Origin of the sequence: Brevundimonas nasdae (genome assembly GCF_019395145.1) — a bacterium.
Taxonomy (GTDB): domain Bacteria; phylum Pseudomonadota; class Alphaproteobacteria; order Caulobacterales; family Caulobacteraceae; genus Brevundimonas; species Brevundimonas nasdae.
In genome coordinates this window covers 3,369,191-3,392,922 of record NZ_CP080034.1, presented here as the reverse complement: position 1 = coordinate 3,392,922, position 23,732 = coordinate 3,369,191, and the positions used below count along the sequence as shown (strand labels likewise).

16 protein-coding genes are annotated in these 23,732 nt (G+C 64.7%); 7 read left to right on the top strand and 9 right to left on the bottom strand.

Going from position 1 to position 23,732, the window contains the following annotated elements; all coding sequences use genetic code 11:
- Positions 1 to 37 precede the first annotated feature (37 nt).
- The 4 genes from KWG56_RS16540 (at position 38) to KWG56_RS16525 (ending at position 5,244) form a co-directional block, all read left to right on the top strand.
- Positions 38 to 775: a fimbria/pilus periplasmic chaperone gene (locus KWG56_RS16540; protein ID WP_219352981.1), complete on the top strand. Its 738-nt coding sequence runs from the start codon at positions 38 to 40 to the stop codon at positions 773 to 775.
- 10 nt (positions 776 to 785) lie between these two features.
- Positions 786 to 3,431, top strand: coding sequence for a fimbria/pilus outer membrane usher protein (locus KWG56_RS16535; protein ID WP_219352980.1), 2,646 nt, complete (start codon positions 786 to 788; stop codon positions 3,429 to 3,431).
- Between the two features lie 88 nt (positions 3,432 to 3,519).
- Entirely contained in the window at positions 3,520 to 4,326 is an 807-nt protein-coding gene (locus tag KWG56_RS16530) for a hypothetical protein (RefSeq protein ID WP_219352979.1), read from the top strand.
- A 324-nt stretch (positions 4,327 to 4,650) separates the two neighbouring features.
- On the top strand, positions 4,651 to 5,244 hold the full coding sequence (locus KWG56_RS16525; protein WP_219352978.1) for a helix-turn-helix transcriptional regulator: 594 nt from the start codon (positions 4,651 to 4,653) through the stop codon (positions 5,242 to 5,244).
- Positions 5,245 to 5,270: 26 nt separating this feature from the next.
- On the opposite strand, the gene KWG56_RS16520 is transcribed toward KWG56_RS16525, so the two are convergent.
- From KWG56_RS16520 to KWG56_RS16495, 6 genes are read right to left on the bottom strand one after another with little or no spacing between them, the layout of a single operon-like run.
- Positions 5,271 to 6,314, bottom strand: coding sequence for a sugar kinase (locus KWG56_RS16520; RefSeq protein ID WP_219352977.1), 1,044 nt, complete (start codon positions 6,312 to 6,314; stop codon positions 5,271 to 5,273).
- Positions 6,311 to 7,507, bottom strand: a complete 1,197-nt coding sequence (locus tag KWG56_RS16515) for an SGNH/GDSL hydrolase family protein (RefSeq protein ID WP_219352976.1) — start codon at positions 7,505 to 7,507, stop codon at positions 6,311 to 6,313. Before KWG56_RS16515 ends, KWG56_RS16520 begins: the two co-directional genes overlap by 4 nt.
- Positions 7,504 to 8,256 carry an SDR family NAD(P)-dependent oxidoreductase gene (locus KWG56_RS16510; RefSeq protein ID WP_219352975.1) on the bottom strand — a complete coding sequence of 251 codons (753 nt, stop codon included), beginning with the start codon at positions 8,254 to 8,256 and terminating at the stop codon, positions 7,504 to 7,506. Before KWG56_RS16510 ends, KWG56_RS16515 begins: the two co-directional genes overlap by 4 nt.
- Entirely contained in the window at positions 8,256 to 9,548 is a 1,293-nt protein-coding gene (locus tag KWG56_RS16505) for an MFS transporter (protein ID WP_219352974.1), read from the bottom strand. Before KWG56_RS16505 ends, KWG56_RS16510 begins: the two co-directional genes overlap by 1 nt.
- A gap of 10 nt (positions 9,549 to 9,558) precedes the next feature.
- Positions 9,559 to 11,769 carry a heparinase II/III domain-containing protein gene (locus KWG56_RS16500; protein ID WP_219352973.1) on the bottom strand — a complete coding sequence of 737 codons (2,211 nt, stop codon included), beginning with the start codon at positions 11,767 to 11,769 and terminating at the stop codon, positions 9,559 to 9,561.
- The gene (locus tag KWG56_RS16495; protein ID WP_219352972.1) at positions 11,766 to 13,979 is read right to left on the bottom strand and encodes a polysaccharide lyase 6 family protein; all 2,214 of its coding nucleotides are present in this window, start codon (positions 13,977 to 13,979) and stop codon (positions 11,766 to 11,768) included. The genes KWG56_RS16500 and KWG56_RS16495 overlap by 4 nt, the downstream gene beginning before the upstream one ends.
- Positions 13,980 to 14,327: 348 nt before the next feature.
- On the opposite strand from KWG56_RS16495, the gene KWG56_RS16490 reads away from it, so the two are divergent.
- On the top strand, positions 14,328 to 15,077 hold the full coding sequence (locus KWG56_RS16490) for a FadR/GntR family transcriptional regulator (protein WP_219352971.1): 750 nt from the start codon (positions 14,328 to 14,330) through the stop codon (positions 15,075 to 15,077).
- A 172-nt stretch (positions 15,078 to 15,249) separates the two neighbouring features.
- Here KWG56_RS16490 and KWG56_RS16485 read toward each other — a convergent pair whose 3' ends face one another.
- Positions 15,250 to 18,291 carry a TonB-dependent receptor gene (locus KWG56_RS16485; protein WP_219352970.1) on the bottom strand — a complete coding sequence of 1,014 codons (3,042 nt, stop codon included), beginning with the start codon at positions 18,289 to 18,291 and terminating at the stop codon, positions 15,250 to 15,252.
- 1,030 nt (positions 18,292 to 19,321) lie between these two features.
- Here KWG56_RS16485 and KWG56_RS16480 point away from each other — a divergent pair.
- A complete protein-coding gene (locus KWG56_RS16480; RefSeq protein ID WP_219352969.1) occupies positions 19,322 to 19,936 on the top strand; it encodes a TetR/AcrR family transcriptional regulator in 615 nt (204 codons plus the stop codon).
- A gap of 215 nt (positions 19,937 to 20,151) precedes the next feature.
- Here the strand turns inward: KWG56_RS16480 and apaG are convergent, their stop codons facing one another.
- Positions 20,152 to 20,559, bottom strand: coding sequence for a Co2+/Mg2+ efflux protein ApaG (gene apaG / locus KWG56_RS16475; RefSeq protein ID WP_219352968.1), 408 nt, complete (start codon positions 20,557 to 20,559; stop codon positions 20,152 to 20,154).
- 81 nt (positions 20,560 to 20,640) lie between these two features.
- Between apaG and KWG56_RS16470 the strand changes: the two genes are divergently transcribed.
- A complete protein-coding gene (locus KWG56_RS16470; protein ID WP_201099594.1) occupies positions 20,641 to 21,666 on the top strand; it encodes a 2'-deoxycytidine 5'-triphosphate deaminase in 1,026 nt (341 codons plus the stop codon).
- Positions 21,667 to 21,709: 43 nt separating this feature from the next.
- Here KWG56_RS16470 and KWG56_RS16465 read toward each other — a convergent pair whose 3' ends face one another.
- Positions 21,710 to 23,662, bottom strand: a complete 1,953-nt coding sequence (locus tag KWG56_RS16465; protein WP_219352967.1) for a M1 family metallopeptidase — start codon at positions 23,660 to 23,662, stop codon at positions 21,710 to 21,712.
- Positions 23,663 to 23,732 lie beyond the last annotated feature (70 nt).

Here is a 23,732-nt window from a genome sequence, read left to right as displayed (position 1 = left end):
GTTTTCGAGGATTTTCTCGTAACTGATGGGGGCGACAATGACGCGTCGTGGATTCGCCGCTCTGCTGGCGGCAACTGTTTTGATGACCGGCGTGACCGCGCCGGCCTACGCCATGGACATCACGCCCATGGTCTCCAAGATCACGCCGACGGGCAGCGGCTCCAGCTATCGAATGACCATTCGCAACACCAGCGCCGTACCGGCGACGGTGGAGATCGAAGTCTATCGCATGCAGGTCGACGACAAGGGTGAGCGCAGTCTCGTCGCCGAGGACAACGACATCGTCGCCTTTCCGGTTCAGTCGGTCATCCCGGCCAATCGCGAACAGGTGGTCCAGATCCGCTATATCGGCGATCCCACCGAAGAGGGGCGGATGTATCTGGTCCGCGCGGCGCAATTGCCGATCAACATGCCGACCACCACAGCCGAGGGCGGGGCCGGCGCCGATGTGCAGGTCGCTTTCACCATCAACACCTATGTCTTTGTCGCGCCGGCCCGTTCGCGGGGCGTGATCGATGTGACGAGCGTGACGCGCGCACCAAACGGCGACATCCTTTTGGAGACGCGCAACACCGGAAACGGCTTCGCCTATCTGCGCGAGGCCAAGATCACCCTGAAGACGGCTGACGGAAAGACCATCGACATCGCCCCAGCCGACATCGATGTCGGACAGGTCAGCGCAGTATCGGGGGGGGCGACCCGTCAGGTCAGGATACCGGCGGCCCTGGCCGCGACAGCCGCCGGGGACGTCACCGCATCGATCGTGCTGTTGTGAGGGCGGGACGATGGCGCGCAAGGCCCGCAACGGCGGGCGCACCGGCAGGCGGTCGGCGTTCAGGCGCCTGAGCGTCATCGCCTGTCTGGGCGGCGGTTTCGCCACCGTCGCGCACGCCGGCATCATCCCCACCGACGAGGTCATCCGCACCGCCCGCGTCTATCCTGAAGATATCTATGGGAAGTTCGCCGCAGTCGCCGCCGTGGACCGCAGTCGCGACGTGGCCGCCAGCACCGTCGATGTTGCGCCTTCGATGCGTGCAGCGGCGGATGCGTCGGCGGATGGCGACGCCCAGGACCAGATTCCGTCGGCGCGGCCGACGCCCGTTCTGACCCCGATCCAGGGACCGCTGACGCTGGACGGCAGATATCTGGGCGACGTCAGCGGCCTGGTGGATTCGCAGGGCGAAGGCGTCATCGACGCCAAGGGTTTGATGGACCTGCTGGGACCGCAGGTTTCACCCGCCGTTCTGGAGACGCTGAGGGGGCGCATCGCCGCCCAGTCAAAGGTGAATATGGCGGACCTGAACGGAGCAGGCTTCTCCCTGATGTTCGACCCCCTGGCCCTGACCTTTGTGGCCAGCCTCAGCCCGGAGGGGCGCGCCCGTCGCAGCGTCGGCTTCTCCCAGAGCGAGAACATCGACCCGACCGCCTTTGACCAACCCGCCAACTTCTCCGCTGGCGCCAATATCGCCCTGGCCCAGCAGTACTCCCACACAGAAGGGCATTTTGCGCCGCTTCAGGGCGGGATCGACATGTTCGCCAATTTCGGCGGCTTTGACGGGGTCACCCTGACGGCGGGCGTCGACTATGACGGATCCAGCGACCAGGACCGCTGGAAACGCCGCGAAATCCGTCTGACCAAGGATATCTTCCGCTCCGCCGTTCGGCTGACGGCGGGAGAGTTTGCGCCGCCAGTCGAAAGCTTTCAGGGCTCGCAACGCTTCCTTGGCTTCTCGGCGGCGCGGGCCTATTCCACCATCCGCCCCTTCCAGAATGTGCGCCCAGCGGGACGTCGCCAGTTCATTCTGGATCGCCCCGCTCTGGTCGTGGTCGAGGTCAACGGCGTCATCGTCGAGCACATCCGTCTGGATGCAGGCCCCTATTCCCTGGGCGATTTTCCGTTCGGCCAGGGCGCCAACACCGTTCGCCTGCTGGTGGAGGACGACAACGGCCAGCGCGAGATCGCCGTCTTCGATCTGTTCGGCGGGACCGGCCTGCTGGACCCGGGCGTCGTGGATTTCGGGGTCTCGACGGGCGTGCTGGAGGAAGGCGGTCAGCTTGAATACGGCTCGACCCTGGCCGCCAGCGGCTTCTTTCGCAAAGGGATCAGCGATGTCCTGACGGTCGGCGCCAACGCCCAGATCGCCAATGGGCGTGAACAGGTCGGGGCGCTGGCGACCTGGGGATCCAAACTGGGTCTGGTCCAGTTCAGCGGCGCCGCCAGCCACAATGGCGACACCGGGACCAAAGGCTACATCGCCGCCGTCGATTATCTGCGCGAAGCCTCGTTGGGCAAGGATGTGGACGCGCGGCTGGTCGCGTCGGCCCAGGCGACCAGCCGCTATTTCCAGACGGCGTTCGATCCCAAGGCCTTCAACACCGAGAAATGGCGCGCCGCCGCGCGCCTGCTGGTGCGGTTTCGCGACTATTCCGTCAGCGCCGGCGCCGCCTTCGTCAAAGGGCGCGACCGGGCGGACCGCACGGACTACAGCCTGGCGCTGGGCCGGACCTTCCGTCGCTTCGCCGTCAACCTGGCCTGGCAGCGCGGCTCGACCGAGGACGGACGCGACGAGGATCGCTTCGGCCTGACCCTGACCTCGCGCTTTGGCGGGCGCTGGAGCAGCACGGCCCGTTACGACAGCGACAACGACCTGCGCGAAGTCGGCATTTCACGCGCCTCGACCGGACGCCTGAATGACGTCAGCGGCGATCTGCGACTGTCCGAAGACCGCACCAATCAGACGATCTCGGGCGATCTGCGCTACATCAATAATCGCTTCGATGCGGAACTGGTGTCCAACCGGCTGGTGACGTCGGAGCCCGGCGGCGTCAATCGCCAGGAATCCCTGTGGCGGCTGTCGACCATGATCGGTTACGCCGACGGCGTCTTCGGCATCGGCCGTTCCGGGCGCGAAGGCTTCATCCTGGCCACCCCGCACAGGACCCTGGCCAAGTCGCGCATCAGCCTGACGGACTCCAGCGGCTACACCATCGCCAACAGCGGATGGTTCGGTCCCGCTCTGGTAGGGCTGAGCCGCGGTTACGGCGTCAATCGTTATGAGATCGAGGTCGACCCTCTGCCCGCGGGATATGATCTGGGCAGTGGCGTCATCAACGCCTTCCCCGGCTTCGGCAACGGCTACCGGTTCGTGGTCGGCAGCGACGCCTCGCACACGGCGCGGGGCATCCTGATGTCGCCCTCCGGCCCCGTCGCCCTGATCGGCGGCACGATCGAGGCCGAGCACGCCGCCCCTGGCGCAGAGGGCAAGCCCTTCTTCACCAACCGCAACGGCCGTTTCGTGGCCGACGGCCTGGCGCCCGGTCGATACCGGCTGCTGGTTCAGGGCGCGGTCGTGGGCGAGTTCAAAATCCCCGAGAATGTGGAAGGAACGATCGATGTCGGCGAAATCCGCACGTCCAAACCGGTGGAATAATCACAAGCGCCGACACCTGTTCTCCTGGCTCTTTACGGGGGGACTGGCGTTCGGACTCACAACGGGCGCCCAGGCCTGCGACCTTGCCTTGACCCGTACGCCCAGCGCCGTCGTCATCGACTACAATCCCTTCGCCGTGGGGCCGTCCGCCGGGGCGCTGGACCTGGGTCTCAAGAACCAGGGCGACGCGGAATGCGATCTGCGCCTGTCATTCATCGACGAAGCGGGCGTGCCCGCCGCCAGCCTGGCCCTGGGCGGCGTCGGCGTGCAGTTTCGCCCGCGCGAATCTTCCGGCCTGAGAACCTCTGAGCTGGAGCCGGGCGTGTTCCGCTACACCCTGTCGGGTCAGGCGTCCGGCGACGCCCAGTTGGACACCGCCATTGTCGTCGATGCGGTGCCTGACGCCGGAACCTACGCCGCCGATCTCAAGCTTCTGATCCAGGACGAAGAAGGCAAACTGCGCGTCCCGCCCCTGCCCGTCCGCGTGCAACTGGTGTCCACGCCGCGCGCCCAACTGAACCTGGCGGGCGCAGCAGGCGCCTTCGGCTCGGGCTCAAGCGTCGAGGTGGTCGATTTCGGAGACGCCGTCACCGGCGCGACGCGTCGGATCTTCGTACAGGTCCGCGCCAACGCCCCCTCGACCCTGTCGATCAGTTCCGAGCATCGCGGGGTGATGCGGCGGCTGGGGGATGTGGAGACCCCGTCAAACGTCCCCTACACGGTTGAACTTCAAGGCGATCCTGTCGATCTGAGCGCGCCATGGACAAAGGCGATCGATCCGCCGCGCACCCTGGCCGGCGCCTCCTTGCCGATGCTGTTCACCCTGGGCGCCGTCTCCGGCCAGATGGCCGGAAAATATCAGGACGTACTCACAATAGACATTTCGCCCCACTGACCCCCAACCCGCAGCGTCACCCATTCGGGTTAGCCAACAATGGCAATTACGAGTGGCCGATCAAAGTGATAACGCTGAAATCAAGGATAGTCGAACGGGTCGGCGCGGTTAGATCGGCCGTCTCTGTTCGATGGGATCTTAAGGGCGTCCGCCCCTGGCGATCTCATGTAGCGTTCTGATTTCAACAACATAACACGGCAGAGCGAACGATCTGACTGTGGATTGGGACTGGGGAGAGGCATGATCGAACACGCGTTTACACAGGCGCCGCCAAGAGCTGGCGCAGACAGGCATTTCAGGGGGCCGATTGTCACGCCCGTGCGCATGACCGAGCGCCGCAGTTTCCTCCCGGACGTGGGCCCGCTGCCGCATGATGACTGCACAAGCTGGTTCGAGCACGACGATCTGGCGAGGTTTGTGCTGGATGCTCAGGGCGGCATTCAGCAATGCAATGCGGCGGGACGGGCCATGATCGCATCGGGCATTGTCGGCGGCGGCGGCGCCTTCCTCTGTCCAAAACATCGCAACCGGGACGAGTTCGACAACCTCCTGTCGCGGCTGAATGCACGGCGTCAGCCCAGTGGTCGTATCCTGTTTCGCGCGGGCGACGATGACTGGTGCCTGCTGGACCTGATCGCCCTGCCCGAGATCGAGAACAAGATCTTCGCCACCGCGCGGCCAGCCCAGTGCGTCAGCGCCGAAGGGATCGAATCCCTGCGCGCCGTGTTCGGCCTGACCCGCGCCGAGATCACGGTCCTCTCGCACCTGACCTGCGGCGAGCCGCCAAAGGAGATCGGCCGCAAGATGGACGTCTCCATCCACACCGTCCGCGCCCACCTCCGCGCCATCTGCATGCGCATGGGCGTCAAAGGCATCAACGGCGCGCTAAGGTTGAGCTTCCAACTCACCACCTCCTGACACATGGAGGGCGGCGACCGACCTTATCAACGCCGGATGTCGAACCCGCCGCCGCCCATCGCGGCCTGAACATCGGCGGCGGAGAACAGGTTGAAGTCGCCGGGGACCGAGTGTTTCAGGCCGGCGGCGGCCAAGCCGAATTCCAGCGCCTGATGATCAAGCCAGCCGCTCCATAGGCCAAACAGAACCCCCGAGGCGAAGGCGTCGCCGCCGCCGACGCGGTCGATGACGCCGGTCAGGTGGATGGCGTCGGTCTGGGTTTCGATCACGCCGTCGGTTCCGCGCGTCAGCATGACGGCGGACAGGGCCTGGTCTGCGACGCTGTCCTGAACCCGCAGGGTGCAGGCGATGCGCTCAAGGCGGGGGAAGGCGTCAAAGGCGGCGGCGGCGGCTTGACGGCGGCGCTCGGCCGGGTCGGGGCTGTCGAACTTCGTCTTCAGCACCAGGGCGAAGTCACGGTCGTCGGCGAAGGCGACAGTAGCGCCCGCCAGCATCCGGCCCAGGGTCGCGGGGGGATCGCCGTCCCACTGCTCCCACAGCTTGCCGCGGAAATTGCCGTCATAGCTGACCTTGACGCCCTTGCGGACAGCGGCCTCGATGATGGCGACGGCGGCGGCTGAGCCGTTGGGCCCGGTCGCGGGCGTGACGCCCGAGGCGTGCAGCCATTCAACGCCGTCCAGCAGCCGGTCCCAGTCGAAGGCGGTGTTCACATGCTCGACGAAGGCTGACCCTGCGCGGTCATAGAGAACTTCTGACGGGCGGCGCACGGCACCGGGCGTCAGAAAATACAGGCCCATCCGTCCGGGCGTGAAGACGATGGGGCTGGTGTCGACGCCGTGTTTGCGCACCTCGTCGCGGGCGGCGTGGCCCAGGGCGTTATCGGGCAGGACCGTCGCCATGCGGGTCGGCGCGCCGAAGCGGGCCAGGGACACGGCGACATTCGCCTCGGCCCCGCCCGGACGCACGGTCAGGGCAGGGGACTGGAGCAGCAGTTCGTTCTGGTTCGGCGAAAGACGCAGCAGCATCTCGCCGAAGCAGAGAATGGCGCCGCTGGAAGCCTGATTGCTCATGGAAGCACGGGATTACAGGCCGAGGTCTCAGCCGTAAACAGTGACAGATCCACAGCCTGGGCCATCGCATCATATCCACTGTCGTTGGGATGAAGACGGTCGTCGCGACCAAAATCCAGTCGCAGGTCCTCGGGACGATCGGGGTTGCGCGTCGCCAGATCAAAGTCCGCAACGCCGTCGAACTCGCCACTGTCGCGAATGTAGGCGTTGACGGTCTGACGGGCCGTTTCCGAGCGTTCGTCGAACCGTTCCGAGCCGCCGAAGGCCGTCAGGGTTCCACCGATGACCTTGATCCCGCGCAGGTGCAGTCGGCTGATGATCTGGCGATAGCTGGCGATGACCTCGTCGGCGCTGCGGCCCGGGTTGTTCGGATTACCGTCGTGGCGAATGTCGTTGATGCCCTCGATCAACAGGACGTGGGTGACACCCGGCAGGGACAGGACATCGCGGTCCAGTCGCGCGCGAACGTTGGGACTGCGGCCGTCGCGAACGACCTGATTGCCGCTGATGCCGGCGTTCACGACGACGAATGCGCCCGGACACGTCGCCTCCAGACGACGGCCCAGAACCGACGGCCAGTCGGCGTCTGCGCCCAGGGTCGATGTCGCGCCCTCGGTGATCGAATCCCCCAGAGCCACCACCACCGCGGGCGGGGCGTCGGTCAGGGCATAGACGGCGGAGATGAAGCTTTGACGGCGTTCAAGCGGCGCATCCGAAGACACCGCCGCATCCCCCTGCCCCAACCGAACCGCCGTGCGGCGGACCACGCCGCGCGTCGGTCCCGGCGCATGAAGACTGACCGTCAGCAGATCCGATCGCTTCAGGTCGATCGCCAGCGGATCACTGACCAGGGCCACACCCACAGGAATGACGATCTCGCGTGCACCGCCAAAGGCGACCGGCAACACCCGCCCGTCAGGACCAGCCGCCGTCATGTCGCGCAGCGTCAACGGCTCCTGGCCCAGTTCATTGCTGACGCGCAGGCTCACGGCCTTGGCCGCCACGCCCACGCGAATATCCTGACGGATCGTCTGGTCCAGATAGCCGAGCGGCGCCTCGGGCGTGCCGTCAAACCGCGCGGGCGCCGCCGCCGCCGTCCAGGCCGGACGCCAGACGGCGGCGTCCTGTGCCAGGGCGGTGGAACCCAGCAGCGCCGACGCCAGCGCGATCGCGGCACACCCGAAGCGGATCATGAGAAGAACAGCCCGCCGTTAATGTCCAGGTTCACCCCGGTGACGAAGGAGGCGGCGTCAGAGGCCAGATAGGCGACCGTTTCGGCGACTTCCTCAGGACGACCCTGACGACGCAGCGGTGTGCTGGCGGCGACGGCGGCGCGAACTTCATCCTTGGTGAAGATGTCGTGGAAACTGGTGGCGATCATGCCGGGGCACAGGCTGTTGACCCGCACGCCCTTGGGCCCCAGCTCCTTGGCCATCGCCCGCGTGAAGGTCATCAGCGCACCCTTGGACGTCGCATAGATGGCGGCGCCGGGACCGCCTCCGTCGCGCCCCGCCAGAGAGGCGAAGTTGATGATGGATCCACCCTCCGACATCAGGGGCGCCACCGCCCGCGTCATCAGATAGGCGGACTTCAGGTTCAGGGTCATCACCTTGTCGAAGAAGTCTTCGTCGATGTCGGCCAGGGGGCGACGCTCGACCATGCCGCCGGCCAGATTGACCAGAATATCGACCTTGTCGCCGTAGGCAGTCTCGGCGGCGGCGACCAGCGAGGCGACGCCCGCAGCGGTCGTGACATCGGCGCGGTGCACAATGGCCTCGCCACCCGCAGCGCGGATGCTGTCCAGGGTTTCGGCGGCGGCGGCTTCGTTATTGGCGAAGTTGATGACCACTTTCGCGCCCTCACGAGCGAGCACGCGTGAAACATCGCGGCCGATGTCGCGGCCACCGCCGGTGACGATGGCGACCTTATTGTTGAGGCGCATTAGGAGTCCTTCAGAGCTTTAGACGTGATCGGCTGAACGGGCGCGATGCGACCGGTGACGAACCACAGGGAGAGGAGGGAAAGAGGAACCAGGGCGGCGACCAGAATGAAGATCGGGCCGTAGGAGACCTTGGTCATGGCAGGCACCAGCCAGGTGGTGATCAGAGTGCCGGCGACCGCTGCCATGCCGCCGATGCCGGCCAGCGAACCGACTGAACGGCCGTCGAACAGGTCACCCGGAATGGTCTGGATGTTGCCGATGGCGACCTGGAAGCCGAACAGCACGCCCGCGATCACCAGAACCGCCAGCGTAGGATCAGTCATGTTCGGCGCCGCCAAGAGGCAGGGGATCATGACCAGACCGCCCATGGTGACGGTCAGCTTGCGCGCCATCCCGGCCGAACGTCCCGACTTGATCAGGCAGCCCGACAGCCAGCCGCCCAGAAGGCTGCCGATCATGGCCCCGACAAAGGGCACCCAGGCGAATATGCCGATCTGCTTGATGTCGAAATGGAAGGTCTCGGCCAGATAGATCGGCAACCAGGAGACGAACAGCCACCATATCGGGTCCAGGAAGAAGCGCGACAGGATCACGCCCCATGTCTGACGGTGGCCCAGCATCTGGCCCATGGTCGGGACATAGGCGGGCGCTGGTGGCGCGTCGTCGGCCTTGGCGACAGGCTTGTCCATGATCAGGGCGCGCTCGGCGGCGCTGACCCAGGGGTGGCGGTCCGGTCCGGCGCGATAGATGATCAGCCACGGCAGCACCCAGATGAAGCCCAGGGCGCCGACGACCAGGAAGGTGCCCTTCCAGCCGAAAGCGATGAACATCAGGGCGATCAAGGGGGCCGACACGATGGCCCCGATGGAGGCCCCCGCGTTGAAGATGCCCTGGGCGAAGGCGCGTTCCTTAGGCGGGAACCACTCAGCATTGGCCTTGACCGTGCCCGGCCAGGCGCCCGCCTCGCTGAGGCCCAGCATGGCCCGAAACAGGCTGAAGGACAGGATCGAGTTGGCGAAGGCGTGCAGCGCGATCGAGATCGACCAGACCCCAATCGACAGGGCGAACCCAAGCCGCACGCCGATAGCGTCAAAAAGCTTGCCGAAGACGAACTGACCCAGGGCGTAGAACAGCATGAAGATCGTGACCAGAAGGGCATAGTCCTCCTTGGTCGCACCGATGTCCGCTGCGATTGCGGGCCACATCACCGCCAACGCGTTGCGGTCGATGTAGTTGATCACCGTGGCGATCGCGATCATCCCGATGATGAGCCATCTGATACCGGATTTCATGGTCATCTCCTCAGCGATCGAACCGGGCGTAAGGGCCGGTCCATTCGTAGGTTTGGCCGTTGATGGTCACGGCATGGGCGGCGGTTTCAGCGACGTCGTCGGCAACGCCGAGCGCCAGGGTCTTGCCGGACACGAGCGTCAGCAGGATCACCTCGGCGCCATTGCTGCGGGCACGGGCGATGTCGGTAATGCGGCTGGTGGCGCCGGACACGGTCTCGGCGGTTCCGTCATAGGCGCCGTGCGGCTCCAGCACCGAGAAGAAGCTGGCCTCGGCCTGTCCCTGCATCCGCTGGATCAGGGCCGGCTCGCGTCTCAGGTTGAAGTTCGGATCATTGGCGCCGCTCTCCACCAGCATGGCGCTGATCGGGGCGGAGGCCGCAAACCGATAGGTGTAGAAACGCCCGCCCAGCAGCCAGGTCAGGCTGCGCGCCTCGCTGGAGGCTGGCGCCACCGCGTCGACCCACAGATGCTCATAACCCGCCGCGTCACCCAGAACCGGACGCTCACGCACGGAATGCTCAGCGGCAAAGGCCTTGATGATGTGGCCGTTGAAGTGCAGCGGCAGGTCATAGTCGGTCGGTGTTTCGCCCTTGGCGCGGAACAGGTCGATGACCACCGGCAAGGCGAGATCGGGATGTTCGACCATCGCCATGGTGCGGGTCAGGGCGACCCCGGCATAGCCATTGTCCAACCGCGCCGAGGCGATCTGCAGTCCGTCTGCGACGTTGAAAAACAGGGGCGTGGTCGGGTGTTCCTCGCCCACATGCCAGTCGCCGCCGAACTGGCTCTTTTCACCCACGACAAGCGTATTGTGCGCCACGGTCTGCATGGCCCAGCTGTCGTTCTCGTCCAGATAGCCGCCGCCGTTCTTGGCCTCGATGTTCAGGAAACGGGCGGCGCCATAGTCGCGGATGACAGGCTGTCCGTTGTCGTAGAACAGCCAGTTCAACCGGTCGAAGTGACCGTGGCCTTGTCCCTGCTGCGTATTCTTCATCACCAGGGCCTGACCGTTCACGCCGCCATGGCGCAAGAAGACCAGATTGCCCAGATCGCCGTTCGGCCCGTCGCGCAGTTGCATGGAGCGGAAGTCGAAGGGGCGCGCGGCGGCCGTCGCCACGCCTTGCGCCACGGCCAAACCATCGGGCGACAGGATCGTGCGCCCCTGCCCCTCGGCGATGGACAACAGGCTGGGGTCGCGCGTCTGGGCGTAGGCGATGGCGACGCCGGTGACGATCTCTTCGGTGTCCAGGCCCTTGTCGGGCATGGCGTCGTTGATCGGGAACAGATAGCCCGCATAGGAGGACTGGATCACGCCGTCGACGGCCTTCAGCAGCACGCCGTCACGCCGCCCGAAGATGTCACGCTGGGGCTCGTTCTGCTGGATCGCGCGGGCGAAGATGATGAAGGGCGCCAGGGCGTAGCGTTGGTAATACGGCCCCTCGGCGTAATAGCCGTCCGGCGAGAACAGCTCGTCCACCTGACGCAGGAAGCCTGCTCGACCGTCCTTGGTCGTGCCGTTCAGGGCGCGCTCGACCAGATCCTGATCGCGAAGCACATAGCCGGTCATGCCGACCCCGGCGGTGGCCCAGGTCGCATGGTTGTGAATGCGGTCGAAATAGCTGGCGTTTTCTTGCGACAGGAAGCGGGCCATTCGCCGGAAGACGTCATTGTCGATCCTGCGCCGCTGTTCCGCCGTCAGGGTGTCGCGGATCGCGTCATAGCCTTGCGCCGAATAGACCAGCCAGACCGAGTCATTCAGCGCCTGCCAGAACAGCCGTCCCTTGACCGAGGAGTTCCCGGCCGGATGGTTCGAAAGCGTCGGATAGAGCCGCGCATATTCCAGCAGCAGATCCCGCGCGAAGTCGGCATAGGCGTGGTCACCGGTCAGGCGATAAAGCGCGCCTGCACCAGCGATGGCCTTGTAGTTGGCCTTGTGTTGTTCATGGGTCAGGCCGCCGCCCAGATCGCGCGGCTGGGGCGCATTGATCCCGGCAGCCATGGCGGCGCGCACTTCGCGTTCGACCCGCTGCTGCTCCTGGGCGAACATCGGATAACGGTCGCCCGCCTCGGCCATAGCCCGCCATTGATCGACGGTGACCAGAACTGGCGCGGCATCGGCGGCGCGAGCGGTGGCGGACCGCTCGACGCCCTGGGCCATAACGCTTGCCGGAACACCGGCGGACAGGGTTGCCAGAATGGCGAGAAGAAGCGGACGGTTCAAGGCATGACCTCCAGCGGCGCAACGTTGGTGATCAGGGCAGGCGTGTCTTCGAGGCGGTTGCCGCTCCACACGAAGAGGGGTTCGCCTACACGGCGGAAGAAGTGGGGCGCGCCGCTGGCGATGAAGCGATTGCCGCGAACCTCGGCCTTCTGCACGCCATAGAGTTTGATCGCCCCGCCGTCGTCGCCCGCGCGACCGCTGCGTTCGAAGGTGGAGCCGCTCAGGATCAGGCGCGGACCGAATGTGCTTTCGTCCGTCCCGCCGCGGTACAGGTCGATGACCGGCCCCGCGACATCCCGGAAGGTGCTGTCGATGACCTCGACCTCCTCGGCGTTATAGGTGCCCAGGTCGGCGGTTTCCGTGTGACCGGCGATGACCGAACCGGTGGCCTTGTTCACCGTCACCCGCTCCAGTCGGATGCGGTCGGCCAATGAGCCGGGACCGGCGGCGAAGACGTTGAAGCTGCGATTGACGGTCAGGTCTTCGAACACCGAATCCTCGACAATCAGCTGATAGGCCGCCGCGCCTTGCGCCGACCGGATTACGGCCGCGCCCGCCACATCAGGCGCAAGGGCGCCAGAGATGGTCAGGTGCGCCAGACGCAGCGCGCCGCCACTGCCGATCTCGAACAGGCTGGGGCGGGAAAACTGGATTTCCGCGCGGCCGTCTGAAGGCCCCTGTACAGTCACGGCGCGATCCAGACCGATGGTCTGGTTGACGATATAGACGCCGGGCTGAAGTGCGATCCGGTCGCCGGGCTGGGCCTGGGCGATGGCCCGGGTCAGGCTGTCCTCGCCCGGTGCGACGGCATGGACCGCGCCGCTGTCCAGGGCGGCGACCGTCACGTCCTTGGGATCCCAGGTCACGCCCGTTTCGCTGCGGGGCAGCATTGTCAGGTCGCGCCGCGCGCCCACGCTGTTCAGGCCGACGGGTGTCAGCAGTTGACCGCCGCCACGCTGGACCGAAACCGTCCGTCCCTCGAAGCCGGGCAGGCTGGACTTTGCGGCAGGCGACTGGACGTTACCCGCAAAGGCAATGCCGCTCATGTCGCCCAGAACACGGATCGGATCGCGACGGTCCCGATTGACGATCAGATTGTTGGCAAAGCGGCTGGCCACCGGCGCGGCGGAGCGTTCCGCATCCATTCCGGCGCCGAACAGCATCTCGTGCGCGTCGACCACCGTGTTGTTCTCGATGACCGCGCCGTCCACCTGCACATAGCGGTGAACCGACGAGTTCGGCACACCGTACATGATGGTCAGGGCGCTGCCGAAGTTGGTGCCGGTCAGGCCTTCCATATAGTTGTTTCGGACAGTGTTGCGGCGATTGATCATCCGCACGCCGCCCGCATTGGGCGCGCCGTTGCCGATGAAGATATTGTCCTCGACCAGATTGCCGTCGCCATGGCGCAGCACCAGCGCGCCCTGCGACTGGAAGAAGACATTGCCGCGATAGGTGTTGCCGCCCGACTTGTTCGAGATGATCTCGACCTCGCCGTCGCACCGCTCGAACCAGTTGCTGGCGACGGTGGTGAAGGAATCCGACATCGAGTCGTGGCTGGTGCCGACGCGGATCGTCTCTCCGCCATTCGAACCCAGCACCGGTCGCCGACCGAAGTAATTGTGGTCGATGGAGTGCCGGTTCTCCAGCCCCTGCTCCGCGTCGCGGATCACCACCAGGGTCGTGCCCGCGTTGGTCTTGCCGGTGAGTTGATTGTGATCGAAACGGTTGTCGTGGCCATACAGCGCGACCCAGTTGTCGGATTCGGCGCGGTTTGGCTTGGAGAAGCCGTCAATCACCACATTGGTGACCCGGCTGAAGTTGGCGCGCTCGGCGCGTGACTTGCGGAAGGACAGAACCTCGCCCGTCGGCGACCAGCCGTCGCGGAACACCAGGTTCGACACCACCAGATGCTCGCCTGCGAGACTGAGATTGGAACGCCCGGTGATTGTCACCCCGCCCGGCGTCTGCGCCGTCAGGGTGATGGGCCGATCCGCCGCCCCGCGCCCCGAAAACACGATCTGGAAATCGCGCCACTCGCCGTCCGCCAGGGTCAGGGTGTCGCCCGGCTGCAGACGAGCCACCGCCGAAGCGAACTCAGCCTGGTTCCGAACGAGAGCAGACTCGGCCAAGGCGAGAGACGGCGCACAAAGACAGGCAGCCGCAGCAATAAATACGATGAGAGACGCTTTCGAACCCTGGGTCGACATATTTCCTCCCGACGGATCTTTGCGATCTCTGTTCGGAAGCTATGAACTGGCGATCAGGGCGTCAACCAGATTTGCAGACCAATCCAACTTAATTTGTCACGTTCTGTTGCGTCAAAATTGGTTGTCCAATTTTAGACTAATGGTCAGCGATAGAATCTCCCCCTCGACAGCCCCCGTCGACCGAGGCCCGTCACGCCCGCCGAATGCTGACCGGATCATCGAAATGCGCTAGGTCAACGTCACCGCGCAGAACAGCCCCCTCTATTCTTGTGCATCAGGCTGTGAGACGCTTGCAGAGAACTCCCCGGACGGGTGTATTGATCAGCCAAAGAGGTCTACGAGTCGTCCATGTCAGAGCAGCGCCTTTATCAGTCGGTCGCCAAACAGATCCGTGAGGCTATCGAAGCTGGAGAATTCCCCGTCGGCGCCCGTTTGCCGGGCGAACGCGAACTGGCGGAACGCTTCAATGTCAGCCGCGTCACCATCCGCGAGGCGGAGATCGCGCTGGAGGCCTTGGGCTGGATCTCCATCAAGACCGGGTCGGGCGTTTACGTCCTGTCGCGCGACCCGCACGTGGCCGGCAGCCTGCCCGACGTCACAGCCTTTGACCTGACCGCCGCCCGCGCCGTGTTCGAGGCCGAGGCTGCGGCGCTGGCTGCCGCCAACATCGACGACTCCTCCCTGGCGGAGTTGGAAGGCCTGATCGCCGTCATGTCCAGCCCGACGGCCAGCGACGCGGAATCCAGCATCGCGGATCAGAAGTTCCACGAAACCATCGCCCGCATCTCGGGCAACCCCGTGGTCGAGCACTGCATCAAGTTGATCTGGCGAATGCGGACCGAACTGCCCAAGGTGAAGCAGGTCTATCAAAGCGTCTGCCATCATGACTGGGATTCGCGGACCGACGAACACGCCGCCATCCTGCACGCCCTGAAGGCCCGCGACCCTCAGGCGTCACGCGCCGCGATGCGGGACCATTTCCACCGCCTGTTCGAAGCCATGCTGGCCGCAGAGGAAGCCGAGGCCCTGGCGGAGGTGCGGCGCAGAACCCAGCACGACCGCGACCGCTTCATGGCGACCATGTCCGCCCAGGGCTGAGACGGCTCGGCCTTGGAAGGCCGCCCTTCCGACACGCAATGCGCAAAAAAACCGACGCCGGATGAACCGACGCCGGGAAGAGAAGTCTGTTGGAAACGGGCGTTGTGTGGGGCCCGCCCGGCAAGAAGAAACTCCCTGAAAGAGAGCTCCTCCAAGCCAGGTTCGACGCGACCTAGAACCGGATGCTGAGGCCCGCGACGATGCGGCGGTCCGTCAGACCGTTGTAGCAAAGCAGCGCACCGTCATTGATGCAGTACTCGTTGGCGTCTTCACGGGTCAGGTTGATCCCCTCGATGCCGACCGTGGCCCACGGGGTGATGTCGTAGTTGACGCTGGCGTTCAGTTGCCCGCGATCCGCGCTGATGCGCGGCACGTCAAACGCCGAGGTGAAGGCCTCGGTGTTGATGAAGTGCGAGCGCCACGTGTAGCGCACCCGCGCGCTCAAGCCTGCGCGTTCATAGAACAGGGTGGTGTTGTACGAATATTTGGACAGGTTCTCGAGCTCAACACGGTCCTGCGGCAGCGGGTCGAAGCCCAGGTCCCGCGTCGTGTTTCGGGTCAGACCGACCGTGCGGTAGCTGGCCACGTTTCCGCCGGTCTTCTGATAGGTGAAGTTGCCGATGAAGCCGAAGCCGGAGGCCCAGCCCAGACGGTCTTCCCATTGGGACAGATCATACTGGAAGGCCATTTCAACGCCGGTCTGGGTCGTCTCGCCGTCCACATTGAACGTCGAGGTCAAGGGCACGCAGATACCGTTCTGACCCTTGGCCGGATTGTTGACGTTGATGACCGCGATCGGGTTGTAGATACCACCGCCCGGGCACGAGGGGTCACGGCTTCTGTTCACCACCCCGTCCACGGCATTGTCCGGCGGGCTTTCGGTCACACTGGCAAACAGGTTCTCGCGCACCTTGTGGAAGACGCCGATGCTGACCAGGCTGGACGGTGCGAAATAGTATTCGCCCGACAGGTCAAACGACAGCACGGTTTCCGGCTGCAGGCTGGGGTTGCCGCGATTGACGGCCGTATTCTCGCTGGTCGCGAAAGAGACCGACGAGGACAGGGTGTTGAAGTCGGGGCGGCGAATGTCCCGCGCAATACCCGCCCGAATAACGACGTCCTTGCGCGGCTCAGCAACCAGGTTGAAGCGCGGCAGCCAGAAATTGTACGAGCTTTCGTTCACTGCCGTCGTTGAGGTCGAACCGGTCACGATCGTGTTGCCGGTCGACGTCAGATCGGTGCTGACATAGCGAACGCCGGCGTTGCCGCGCATGGGCACGCCAAACGCCTCGACGTCGAAGTTTGCCTGCAGATAGGCAGTGCTGGTGTCTTCCTCGATCTTGAAGAAGGCGCTGGCCTGAGACGTCGGCTCGCCGATCAGCGGAATGTTCGATCCATTGGCGGCGTTGCTGGCGGCAATGGCGGCGTTGAAGGCCGCCAGGGTTCCGGACGGATCCCCGAAGGCGCGCGCGCCATCGACAATCATGAAGTCCGAGAAGAACAGACGCCGACCATCCGCCGCATCGAAGTTGTTCGGACCCGCGATCATGAAGTCTTTGAACAGGTCCGCGCTGGGCCGATAGAAGGACGAGGTGATATTGGTGAAGTTGGTGGTGCCGGTGATGTTGTCGTTCAGCGCGCTGGTCTCGTTCCAACGCAGACCGGCATCGATCGAGGTGATGAACGGCAGGATGCCGTCCATGTCGTAGGACAGATCAAGGCGCACCGCCTTCTCTTCGTTCTCGCGCACGCTGCGGCCCTGGGCCACCTGGTGCAGCCTGTAGTTCGCCGGGTCCAGCAACTGCGCCGAGGTCGGGGTCGTGGCCTGGCCCTGGGCCAGACCGAACTGCAGCGTGCCGTTGCGCAGATCGAACTCGATCGGCACCCCATTGGCCAGGGACACGCCCTGCACCGGCTGCGGTCCGTTCGGATTGACGAATTCCAGCGTGGTGTTGAAGCTCGGCAGGACCGAGTCCGAGGTCGAACGCGACACCTGGCCGCTGACGGACAGACGCTCGCCGTGCCATTCGCCGCCGAACGCAAAGACGCGGCTCTCAGTCAGGCGCGAACCCGTGTCGCTGGTCGTGCGCAGATAGGGCGCCAGATTGCCGTCCATTCTGGGCAGGATGACACCCGCCGCCGCCGCCTGAACCGACCCCAGATCGATGCTGCCGTTAGGCCCCCGAACCGTGCCCAGATTGACCGTTTCGAACGCCGTGTTCGTCGTCCTGTCGACAACGCCATTGTCCGAGATCGTCGAAATCTGGACGGTCGAGCTTTGCTCTGCGCGCTGCTGGTCATTAAGCGTCGCGTCGAAATAGAACTTCAGATTATCGCGCGGCTTCCACTCCGCCGATCCTGAAAAGTTCTTGGTTTCGTACTGAAAATTATCATAGTCCTGATTGAAGAACTGCACGCGCAGGAACGGGAAGGCCTCTGCGCTGGCGCGGCCCGAGTTGGGCGTGACGACAGCGTCTCGATCGACCCGAGGGCGGAAGGCCGCAACATCCTGCTCGGCGTAACTGAAGCTGCCGACCAGACCAATCTTGCCGATGCTCGTATCCCAACGGCGCCCGATGGTGCCCGAATAGCGCGGCGTCGCTGTATCCGTCAGATCGCTGTATTCCGACTGCGCCCGGATCGCGAAAAGCGGCTCAACCAGATCCAGAGGGCGAATAGTGCGCAGGTTGATGGTGCCGCCGACCGAGCCTTCGATCGTCTTGGCTTCAGGCACCTTGATCACCTGGACCGAGCTGATCATCGAGGCGGCGAGGTCGTCGAAGCTGATGCCAGATCGTCCTGATCCCGAGCCCACGGTGGAGACCCCGTTGATCTCTACGCGGTTCGCATCCGTACCGCGGATCTGCACCCCACGACCGACACCGGCCTCTCGAGTGATCTGAATGCCGGTGACGTTCTCAAGCACTTCGGCGAGGTTCTGGTCCGGAAGTTTGCCGATATCTTCGGCCTCAATGACTTCAACCAGGTTGTTGGCGTTGCGCTTTTGCGAAATCGCGTTCTGCAACGACGCCCGAATGCCAGTGACGACGACTTCGCCGACTTCCTGCGCGCCGTCCCCAGCATCGTCCTGACCTTCCGGCACACTCTGAGCAAATGCCGGGCCGGCGAACATGATCGCCGTGCCCGCCATCAGGATCGTAGCCAACCGCCGGTTCGATCCCGCCCTGACGCGGGTGATCTCCATACGCCTCATTCTAAGCCTCCCAAACTTTTTATTGTTGGCTTAACGCTGGATTGGCATGGCATTTCTGTCAACCCATTTTGCGGTACATGCAGGGACATTTAAACAAACCAATTGGTTGACCAATTTGTCATGTGCAATTTGAAATTTGATCACGCAGCAGCGCAGGCGGGCGCTAACTCAAAGCCAGAAACTTAGCGGCGGGTGACAACGGCCACCTGTGAATCGGGAATGTTGGTTGCTGACCTGGAGCACCGAATTACACCCCGCCCGCTTGTCGGCCCTATTTTCGCCAGCCCCCCCTGCGCCGCCCCAGCGTGCGCCAGCATGGCCAACTGATGCAGAGGGCTGAGCCAGCGACGACGCGGGGCCATCTAAATCTAACTCGGGAATTGGCTCTGCACCCATGCTCAGGGAACTAATCGCCCTATCCGACGGGTCACCCTGGTTGAGCTCTTCGTCAGTCGACGAGCGATGATCGACTCCTCCACGAAGAAGAGCCTGCACTCATGTAAAATGTGGCGCGGAAGCTTAAAATCGACGCTGCAACGTCAGGCGAGGCATTCGCCTGAGCGGATATTGACCATCATCACCATACCTGGGAGTCGTCAAACGATCCCCTGACCTGGCCTCTGGGCCCGCATCGAACAGGCTTTTCTACTTCAAGACTTACCTGTGGGCCGGAACTGTCGATGGGGACCGCCCTTTTTCGCCGCTGGTCGATAAACATATTGACGACGACATCATCAGGATAATCGGCTTCATCTTCACTGCAGAAATGACCTCAAAAACAAAATCTGAAAGGTCATCCCAGCTGCCGCCTCGCCATGCGACCGCCGTACTGCCCCCGTAGGGAAGCTTTCAAGCCCCAGCACCGCCAGTTTGGCGTTCAACATAGTCCTGAGGCTCTGCCCAGCCCCCCTATAGCCGATCTAGCCCGGAACTCCCCTTCAAAGAGGGTGAAACTGCTGAAATCGCTTGCACTTGCCCACACCTCCCAAGAAGGTTAAACATACTATCTACATTATTGTCATTTACAGCCATGTCAATTGCAAAAATAGCCGCCCCGCGCCGACGTCGACGCACGCCCGACGAGGCCCGCCGCGAGGCCGTGGCCTCAGCCCGTCGTCTACTGCTGGCAGGCGGCCCTGACGCCATGACCCTGTCGGCCGTGGCGGCGGACATCGGGGTGACCCATGCGAACCTGATCCACCATTTCGGTTCTGCCGCAGGGCTCCAGTCGGCCCTGATGGGATCAATGGTCGCCGACCTGAACCAGGCGCTGACGACCGCCGTGGCTCGCCTGCGCACCGATGAGGGCGCGCCGCTGGAGCTGGTCAACGCCGTATTCGACGCCTTCCTCGAAGGCGGCGCGGGGCGGCTGGCCGCCTGGATCGCAATGTCGGGAGACCTGTCGCATCTGGAGCCGGTGCGCGAAGCCGTGCAGGACCTGGTCCACGCCATCGGCGAGAAGATGGGGGAAAGCGGTCATGCGCGCGAACGGATCGGCTCCGCCGTCCTCTTCATCGCCCTCACCGCCTTCGGCGAGTCCCTGATCGGCGATCCGCTCCGCAACATGCTGGACCAGCCCGAGAACGCCACCCGGTCCGTAGTGGCCAGCCTGCTTCCCTATTTTGTCGGTAAAGCCGAGGTTTGAACCGACCACCGGACACTGCATCAATACGACCTCAAGGCGAATTCGTATTGACATTTACGTTCATAGAGCGATCTTGAACGGGCATGGACGGGCCTGCGCAGACCTCAAGCGCGCGCCGTCCAGGCGAGGTTCCTGCTAAGAATCCCATGACCTTCCCGTCCAGGCTCGTTCTGGACGGGCTTTCTCACGTCGCAGTCGGCAACGGCCTTCGACAGCTAGTTCAACACTCGCCGCGCATCGGGCGTGTCCAGCGAGAAGGCGGGAATGTCCGCCTCGAAACTGCGCCCCTCCGCATCCGTCATATAATAGGCGCCCACCATCGCGCCGCTGTCGGTCCCAAGCGGACAGCCCGAGACGTAGGAATAGCTGGCGCCCGGCGCGATCACAGGCTGTTCGCCGATCACGCCGGGACCGCGCACCTCTTCGACATGGCCGTGGGCGTCGGTGATGGTCCAGCGCCGCGCCATGAGCTGCACCGTCGATCCGCTCAGGTTCACGATCTCCACCTGATAGGCCCAGACCCAGCGACCGGCCTCCGGGTCAGACTGGCCCGCCAGATAGGAGGGACGCACCCGGATCAGGATGCCGTTCGTTTCGGCGCTATAGGCAGGACCATCGTGCATGGGCTATATGCTCGCCCCGCCGAGCGCGGGCTGCAAGCGCGACTTGAAGACAAGTCGTGAAATCCGTGTGAGACAGATGGCATGAGCACTTTCCAAGCGCCCCGTCCCGGCATCCTGCCCGCCCAGTCAATCGAGACCTTGATCGCCGCAGGCGCGATCACCTCCGACACGCCGTTCGATGCCGATCAGGTCCAGCCCGCCAGTCTGGACCTGCGCCTGTCCGACCAGGCCTGGCGCGTGCGCGCCTCCTTCCTGCCCGGCAAGCGCAAGGTCGAGGAGCGGATCGCCGACGTGGCCATGCACGCGATCGAGATCACCGATGCGGGCGTCGTGCTGGAAAAGGGCTGCGTCTATATCGTGCGCCTGCAGGAGCGGCTGAAACTGCCCCAGGGCCTGATCGCCCGCGCCAATCCGAAAAGCTCGACCGGACGGGTCGACGTTTTCGTGCGCCTGCTGACCGATCGCGGCGCCAGCTTCGACGACGTGGACGAGGGTTATGACGGTCCCCTCTATATGGAGGTCGCACCCCAGACCTTCTCCATCCTGGTGCGTCCCGGCACGCGCCTGAACCAGCTGCGACTGAAGGCGGGCGATCCGCCCAAGCTGGAGACCCGCTCGGTCGGCGTCGACCTGCAGGGCGGCGACATTGTCGGCTTCCGCGGGCGTCGCCATGCCGGAGTGGTCGATCTGGACCATATCGCCGGTCATGATCCGCGCGATTTCTGGGAGCCGCTGAGCCTGCGCCGCGGCGAACTGCTGCTCGATCCGGGCGAGTTCTACATCCTGGCCTCGTCGGACGATGTGGAGATCCCCGTCGATCAAGCCGCCGAAATGACCCCGATCGACCCGTCGGTCGGCGAGTTCCGCGTCCACTACGCAGGCTTCTTCGACCCCGGTTTCGGCACCGACGAGGCGCACGGCGCGGGCTCGAAGGGCGTGCTGGAAGTGCGCACCCACGACACGCCCTTCCTACTGGAACACGGCCAGATCGTCGCGCGTCTGGTCTATGAACCCCTGACCGAACGCCCCAGCCGCCTCTATGGCGAAAGCGGCAGCCACTATCAGAGCCAGGGCCTGAAGCTGTCGAAACACTTCAAGGTCTGGTGATCTGAAAACGCCTTCTCCCCGCAAAGGGAGAAGGCGCTGACGGTCAGGGGCGGCCGACCAGGGCGTCGACCGAACCGGCCGTCACCGGGTGATACAGCGGCCGCGCCTCGGCGTAGATGCGGCGCGCCTGGGCGCGGCCCCAGTCGCCTTCGTTCCACAGCGTCTGGAACAGGGGCAGGACGAACTTGCGGCGTCCCTGGCTGGTCAGGAACTTCTCAGCCGTGACGACCGAGGGCTGATAGCGGTGGGCCAGGGCGATCTGGAGCCAGGCGAAGATCAGTTCGCTGTTGCCCTCATTGGCCAGGTTCAGGGTCGATTGCAGGTCGCCCAGCTGCGCATCGGTCAGCCAGTCGGCGTTGGCCGCCAGACCTTGCGGACGCCAGCTGAGGAAACGCTGGCGCTGCTGGGTGTTCCAGCCTGACCACGGGATCGCCGAGGCCGGGCCCTTGTTCTGGAAGAAGGCGACGGCGGCGACATCCACCGGCTCGAACGCGTGGGACACGGGGGCTACGGCATTGGACGGCAGGCCGGGCTGATAGACCCATTCGTCCAGCTTCAGCGCGGTTTCCAGACGGGCGTCGCCCTTCACCAGATGGGCGCGGATGTCGTCCAGGAACATGGCCGTGGTCATCGGGCGATAGGCGTTGCGGTCGAAATAGCCCCGCATCCAGGCGTCGAACTTCTCACGCCCGGCGATGCCCTCGATGGTGCGCAGGAAGGCGGCGCCCTTGTCATAGGCGATGGTGTTCATGCCGTCGTCGGGATCGCGGCCCGTCAGGTTCAGATGCAGTTTGGTGTCGTCGGCGGGCAGGCTCTTCAGCTCGTCCTGCAGACCGTCCCAGGCCAGGACCTGCTCCTGAACCGCCAGGTCATGACCATAGACGGACTCCATGATCCGGTTCTCGAAATAGGAGGTGAAACCCTCGTTCAGCCAGAAGTCGTTCCAGGTGGCGTTGGTGACCAGATTGCCCGACCAGGAGTGCGCCAGTTCGTGCGCGACCAGCGACACCAGCGACCGGTCACCGGCGATGATGGTCGGGGTGGCGAAGGTCAGCTTGGGGTTCTCCATGCCGCCGAACGGGAAGCTGGGCGGCAGGACCAGCAGGTCGTACCGGCCCCAGCGATAGGGGCCGTAAAGCTTCTCGGCGGCGGTGACCATGGCGGCCGTCGGCTCCAGCTCCCACTGGGCGGCGGCCAGACGACTGGGCTCGGTCCAGACGCCGGTTCGGTTGTCGAAGGGCGCAAAGGCCAGCTCCCCGACGCCCAACGCGATCAGATAGGGCGGGATCGGATTGTTCATCCGGAAGCGCCAGGTCTTCTGGCCGTTAGGGGCCGCTTCGCCCTCAGGCGTCAGGTGGTCGGCGCTCATCACCACAGTCAGGTCGGCGGGGGCGGTGATGCGGGCGGAATAGGTCTGGCGGATGCCGGGGCTGTCCTGGGTCGGCACCCAGGTGCGGGTCAGGATCGCCTGGCCCTGGCTGAACAGATAGGGTTTCTGTCCGCCCGCCGTCTGGGCCGGGGTCAGCCATTGCAGGGCGGCGGCGTCAGGACGGGTCGAATAGCGGACGATGATCTTGCGGCGCCCGTCGCCCTCGGCGGCCGGGAAATGCACCGTCAGGGGCTGGCCCTTGATGGCGTCGTCTGCGCCGATGTCGAAGCGCAGGGGCTGGCCCGCCGCATCGTTGACCGACTGGATGTCGAGGTTGCGGATGTCCAGGATCACTTCGCCGGCGTTCGGCGCCGTCAGCAGGTCCAGGGTCGCCGTGCCGGACAGGGTCTTGGCCTGGAAGTTCGCCGTCAGGTCCAGCGCCACATCGACGACGCGGGCGATCTCGGGGCGGCCATAGGTGTGGCTGTCGACAGCCTGCGGGCCGGGCGCGGGGGCGATGGCGGGCGGCGTCATGGAAGCCCCTCCGGTCGTGGTGGAGCAGGCGCTCACGCCCAGCGCGGCGGCGAGGGCGAGGGCGGAGACGAGACCGAAGGCTTTGCGCTTCATCGAGACTTTCCGGGTTCTGACCAGAGGATTGGCCGGAGAACGCGCGGAAACGGCGAAAAGATCAAGTCTT